4 protein-coding genes are annotated in these 6,191 nt (G+C 63.0%); 1 reads left to right on the top strand and 3 read right to left on the bottom strand.

The genetic code is table 11. The features are described from left to right. Nucleotides 1–1,215, bottom strand: a 1,215-nt coding sequence (locus O2807_10635) for a CocE/NonD family hydrolase (protein MDA1000953.1), incomplete at its 3' end; no start/stop codon positions are given. Between the two features lie 124 nt (nucleotides 1,216–1,339). After that, the gene (locus O2807_10630; GenBank protein MDA1000952.1) at nucleotides 1,340–3,088 is read right to left on the bottom strand and encodes a CocE/NonD family hydrolase; all 1,749 of its coding nucleotides are present in this window, start codon (nucleotides 3,086–3,088) and stop codon (nucleotides 1,340–1,342) included. Nucleotides 3,089–3,527: 439 nt separating this feature from the next. Between O2807_10630 and O2807_10625 the strand changes: the two genes are divergently transcribed. Beyond that, the gene (locus O2807_10625) at nucleotides 3,528–4,529 is read left to right on the top strand and encodes an NAD-binding protein (GenBank protein MDA1000951.1); all 1,002 of its coding nucleotides are present in this window, start codon (nucleotides 3,528–3,530) and stop codon (nucleotides 4,527–4,529) included. Between the two features lie 15 nt (nucleotides 4,530–4,544). Here the strand turns inward: O2807_10625 and O2807_10620 are convergent. Further along, a partial coding sequence (locus O2807_10620; protein ID MDA1000950.1) for a tetratricopeptide repeat protein occupies nucleotides 4,545–6,191 on the bottom strand: 1,647 nt, incomplete at its 5' end.

Below are 6,191 nucleotides of genomic sequence, written 5' to 3'. Positions count from 1 at the left end.
GAAGGTCACCCCGTCGCTCATCCCCTTGTACGTGATACTCCCCGCCCCGGCGGCGGGTTCGGCCCCCAGGCTCATGTGGGCGGAATCGAGGTAGAATTTCGTCCACCTCGTCCGGGCGAGCGGCCACTCGCTTTCGCCGCGCTCGATGAATTTCTCGCCCACATGGCGGACTTTCAGCATGACGCGCGGCCGGTTCTTCCAGCCGTTGTCTTCTCCTTTCAGATAGTGGCCGAAAAACTGCTTCTGCAGCTTCTGTCCGTAGGGGGTGTAGAACTCCGTCCAGTGCTCCAGGCCGTGGCACTCGAGCCACTTCTCCTCCGAGGCGGCCCAGGTGAAGCCCCCGAAGTTGCCGCGCGGATGCAGGCCCTGGCCGCCCCAGCTCGCCGCCGAGAGGAAGGGAGTCTTCACCTTCGACCAGTCGGCCGAGCGATCCCGGTGGAACGGACCGTCCAGATGATGCTCCAGGGACAGATCGCCCAGATCGACGCGGTTTTTCGCCAACTCCGCATCGGAGAGCGTTTCGGGGCCGGCGGCCCACTCGCCCGTCACCCGGCTCTTGTGGCCCCGCTCGCCGACTCCGTGCTGAACGGAGTGGACCTGCATCTCGTACCAGTTATCGAGGAAGGGAGTGTAGATGCCCCCCTGGTGGCTCATGTCGCGGTAGAAATCGGCGGCGCCTTCCCATACGACCATCGCGGCGAGATGGGACGGCTGAAGGCCCGCCACGTGCCACTGGTTGATGGCATAGTAGGAGATGCCGTTCAGGCCGACCTTGCCGTTGCTCCAGAGCTGAACCCCCGCCCACTCGATGCAGTCGTGATAATCCTTCGTCTCGCGGGGGGACCAGCAGTCAATGACGCCGGGCGAGCGGCCCGCCCCGCGCGAGTCCACCCGGACGCAGACGTAGCCGTCCGGCACCCACTTTTCGGGGTCCACCACCTCCCAGCTCTGGTGAATGTTGCTCGATCCCTCGATGGCGTCGGGATGATCCTTCGAGAAAAGCTCCCATACCGTCTCGTAGCCATCCTGCCAGGCCAGGTCCTTGGCGTAGGGGCCGTAGGTCATGATGACCGGGTACTCGCCTGCCTCGATGGGCCGGTAGACGTTCGCCCGGAGGATCAGGCCGTCGTCCATCTCGATGGGGACATCCCAGTCGATCTGGATCCCGTCGCGGATTTCGCTCCGCATCAAAGTATCCTCGTGGACCTGGCTCATCGCATCCCCCTCCTTCTTCTCCACAGCAGATGTCTTCCGGATCAGGAAATCACTGTCCGAAGCAAAAAGGGGGGAGAGTCGCCCCTCCCCCCTTCATATTCATCTCATTCTCTCCTTCCCATCCCTACTTCGCCGGGATGATGGGAAGCATCACGTAGGCCTGCTTGTCGGGCCCGGTGTGCAACGTGACATCGCCGCCGAAGATCGCCGCCGGCCGGTCGGCCGGGTCGTCGTGGCGGAAGACCGCGCAGCCGTTCCAGTTGGAGTATTTGCCGAGCTTCACGCTTGAATCACCCGGATAGACGTAGTCCGACCCGCGCACCGAGAGTGCGATGCGGTAGCCCTTGGGCACAACAACGCAGCTCGGCCAGACCTCCACGTCCACCTCATACGCCTTGCCGGGCTCGAGCGGCTGCTCTTCATCATGCGTGTGATAGGGCCGGTAGGGCAGCGTCAGTTTTTTGTCGAGCTTGCGGTGGGAGGCCCGCAGCCAGCCCTGCGCGATCGGGGTGTGCGGATCGAGCGCACCCTGGAAGGTGACCTCCTTCATGTCCGGCGCAAAAACGCGCACGACCAGGAACAGGTCGGCGTCGCTCGTCGAGGAGGAAACCCAGAGCTTCGAGGCGATCGGGCCCGTGATCTCCACGTCCTCTTTGAGCGGCGGAGTCATGAAGGTCACGCCGTCGCTGAAGCCGCCGTAGGTGACGGCGCCCGCTTCTTTCTGGGGGCCGGTGGAGAGGGAATTATCGGCCGGGTTGAGAAAAAACTTCGTCCACTGGGTGCGGGCGAGCGGCCACTCGCTCTCGTGGCGCTCGACGAACTTCTCGCCCGGGTGGCGCACCTGGAGCTGTACCTTGGGCTGCTTGTCCCAGCCGTTCTTTTCGCCTTTCAAGTAGTAGCCGAAGAAGCGCTTCTGCAGATCCACGCCGTAGTCCGTGTAGAAGTGCGTCCAGTGCTCGATGCCGTGGACCTCAAGCCACTTCTCCTTCGACGCGGAGCGCACGAAACCCTCGAAGTTGCCGCGCGGATGCAGGCCCTGTCCACCCCAGTTGGCGGTCGAGAGCATCGGCACCTTCACCTTCGACCAGTCAGGCATCCGCGACTGCCAGAACTCGTCGGAATCGAGTTTGCGCGACAGGCAGTCCTCGTAGAAGTTGTTGCGGTTCGCGCCGAGTTCTTCCTCGGTCAGCGTGATGGGCCCGGAGACCCAATCGCCGTTCATGCGCGAGCGAAAGCCTTTCTTCCCCTTGCCGTGCTGCACGGTATAGACCTGCGCTTCCGACCAATCCTTGGTAAAGCCGTTGCAGAAGATGCCGCCGTGATGCGCCATGTCGCGGTAGAAGTCAGCCGCTCCCTCCCACGGGCAGATCGCTGCCAGATGCTTGGGCTGGAGCGCTGCACACTGCCACTGGTTCTCGGCGTAGTAGGAGATGCCGTTGAGGCCCACCTTACCGTTCGACCAGTCCTGCACGCCGGCCCAGTCGACGCAGATCGCCAGGTCCTGCGCCTCGCGCAGGGACCAGATGTCGATGACGCCCGGCGAGCGGCCCGCTCCGCGCGAGTCCACGCGGATGCACACATAACCGTCGGGCACCCATTTTTCGGGATCGACCACTTCCCAGTTCTGATACTTGTTCGTGGAGCCCGCCGGCACGTCCGGATGCTCCTCCACCATCCGCTTCCACTGGTCTGCATACAAATCCTCAAAATGGAGCAGCTTGCCGTAGGGCCCGTAAGTCATGATGACGGGGTACTTGCCATCTGCGATCGGGCGGTAAACGTCGCACCGCAGGACGATTCCGTCTTCCATCTCGATGGGCACATCCCAGTCGATCCGCATCCCATCCCTGATATCCGATTTAAAATTGCTCATCTCACTCCCTTTCACTTGCACGAACTTCCTGTGGTGGTCACGGATAAAATACCCCGCCGCGGGAACGCTCCGCCGGCGAACAAGCTCCATGGCTGTATGGGAAACTAGCGCTATTATACGTCGGCAGAACGGAGCAATCCAATTACCGCCCCCCCCCTTCCGCCGCGGGGCGGAAATCCGCGCCGCGGATGGAATTCTCCCGGGGCGGAATTTCACGGCCCTCCGCCTTCTCTGCAGTGCCCAAAAAGACGATTTTTCCCTATATTCGGAGCGGGCGGCTGTTTGGCCGCCGGAGGTCCGGTTTGCGGGGAAAATTTCGGCTTTTCCCCTTTTCAAACAACTGGGTCTGGTAAGGTAAACTGATTGGGGCGGCGAATCATTTTCTCCAGCTTTGCGCCGGCCGGAAGCCGGGGAACATTTCCCAAGGGGGGAGCCGTTTTTGCCACAGATCGTCCGTCTCGGCGGTATCCTGGTGGGCATCATCCTCATCGGGGTCGTGGGGTACACCCTCATCGAGGGATGGCCGCTGGATGATTCGCTCTACATGACGATCATCTCCCTGACGACCGTGGGATATGGCGAGATCCACCCCCTCAGCCGGACCGGCCGGATGTTCACCGCCTTTCTTCTCATGCTGGGGGTCGGCAGCGTTTTTTACGTGATGGCGAGCATCGCCGAAAACATGATTGAGGGGCGTGTCCGTCAAATTTTCGGGAGGCGAAAAAGGGTGCGCGAGCTTGAGAACATTCACAACCATCACATCGTATGCGGCTACGGCAAGATCGGGAACATCATCTCCCACGAATTCGAAAGAGAAGGAAAACCATTCGTCGTCATCGAGAACAACCCGGAGAAGGCGGCCTCCCTGAACGAGGAGGGCATTCTCGTGGTCCAAGGGGACGCCACCAAGGATCAGACCCTGATCCAGGCCGGTATCGAGCGGGCCAACGGGCTGATCGGCTCGATGCCCACAGACGCGGAAAACGTGTACGTCACCCTCTCTGCCCGCCGCCTGAACCCGAATCTTTTCATCGTCGCCCGGGCGGACGACGACAACGCGATCCCCATCCTGAAAGACGCCGGCGCCAACCGGGTCGTCTCCCCCAACATGATGGGGGGACACCGCATGGCCGAGTCGCTGCTGCGCCCGAAGCTGGCCAGCTTCTTCGACGCCATCGCCGGCTACACGAGCAAGGACTGGGACTTCGAGGAAACAACCGTGTTGGATGGCTCGAAGCTGGTGGGCCTTCCCATACGGGAGTCGCAAATCGGCCAGGAGACGGGAGTTTACGTCATCGCCGTCCGGCGCGCCGGGACAATGATATTCAATCCGGGGGCGAATTTCATCATTCAGAGTGGGGACACGCTCTTCGCCATGGGACGTCCCGAACAGATCGAATCCCTCAAGAAAAATTACCTGCAGGAGACGCAAGATCCGTAAGCGCGCCCTGCCGCATTAGCGGACCTTCTCCACAGCGCCCTCAAGAAAATTCTCGAACTGGCCGAGGGTGTCCTTGTTTTCGTAGAGCACATGGTTCGCCGCGCGGATCTTCTCTCGCATCTCCCGGCGGGCATCCGCATCCCTCCCCAGGCGAAGCGCGGCTTCCACATATCCCTCCGGCGCATCCGCCACGCAATCCATCAGCCCCATCTGGCGGTAGAACGCATAGGTGACCCTCCCCCGCATGAAGGCGCTCGGGAGCGTCACGATTGGGGTGCCGTACGCCAGCGCCTCCAGGCTCGTGCGCCCCCCGCTGAAATGCAGCGTGTCGAGAATCACGTCCGCCCCGGCGAGCAGGGAGAGAAACTCCGCCCAGCCCATCTTGGGAACGAACACCACCCGCTCGGCCGCATCCGGAAAGGCCGCCCGGAAGCGCGCCATGAGCATCTCGCGCAGATGGGCGTGCGCGCCCTCCAGAAGGAGAATCCGGCCGCGGGGGTCGCCCCGCAGAATCTCTCCGAGCAGCCCGTCGAAATCCGGCCGCAGTTTGAAGAGACTCTGAGGACAAAGGTAGAGGTGGGCATCCGCCGGGAGCCCGAGGCGGGCGCGATCCAGCGGCGCGGCCTCCTCGGGCGGGCGCTGGTAGTATGTCGGGAAATTTTCGAGGCGCGCCAGCTTTTCGGTGTAATGCTCCTCCGCGCCCTCGGGCTCGGCGGAGGCACTTGAGACGAAATAATCCACCGCCTCAATCCCGCTCGTCACCGGATGGCCGAAGCTCGCGCACTGCACATGGGCCAGCCGTGTGAAGGCGAGATAGTAGGTGAAAGGGTCCATCCCGATGTCGGGATAGTACAAGACATCGAGGCCGCAGGCCGCGACCGCCGCGCGCGCCTTCTCCAGCACCGGCGGCAGAAGATAAAACCGGTCCGCCTGCTCGCGGATGTACCCGCCCGTGGGGTCCCGGTAGTCGCCCAGCGAAAAGACGCTGACCTCGAACTTTTCCCGATCCAGATTCGCGATGAACCCGCGCATGTAGTGGCCGATCGTGTGGCCGAAAAGATGCTTGGAGATGAAGCCCACCCGGATCCGCTCCCCCCGCCGGGAAGGCGGAGCGAGCACCACTTCCCTTCGGGCCGAAGGGGCGTAGATTTCCGCGATCCTTTTCTGGATATCCCGATCGTTCATGCCCTGATAGGCGAGATAGAAATTCGTGAAGGGCGCCTCCTCGGCCGGATCGCGGAGCGAGACCCCGGCCCGGTGAAGCCGATCGACCTCCTCCTCCAGCCGCCGCCGGTGCGCCCGCAGCTCATCGAGCGATGAATAGATGACAGGAAGGAGGGTCGCCAGCCGGATGCGGGCGCCGTCCGTCGGGGTGGCCGAATAAAAGGCGCGATAGCCCGCCTCCGCCGCCTTGACCTGGCCCATCTCCTCCCGGGCCAGCGCCAGATTCCAGAGGGCGTCGGGATAGCCGGGCTGAAGGGCGAGCGCCCGCTCGAAATGGGCGACCGCCGCCTCGAGCCGGGCCCCCTCCTTCAGCGCCAGCCCCAGGTTGTTGTGCACCTCCGCCGCATCCGGGTCGAGCACGAGGGCGCGCTCGTAGCATTCGATCGCCTCCCCGGCCTGCCCCTGTCTCTTGCGGACAACACCCAGGTTGTTGAGGGC

It is taken from the genome of bacterium (genome assembly GCA_027622355.1).
Taxonomy (GTDB): Bacteria; UBA8248; UBA8248; order UBA8248; family UBA8248; genus JAQBZT01.
Note: the sequence above shows the minus strand (reverse complement) of the source record. Positions and strands in the feature narration are given on the sequence as shown.

Coding starts and splice junctions, on each gene's coding strand:
- O2807_10630 (MDA1000952.1), bottom strand. CDS start 3,088: ATGAGCAATTTTAAATCGGATATCAGGGATGGGATGCGGATCGACTGG.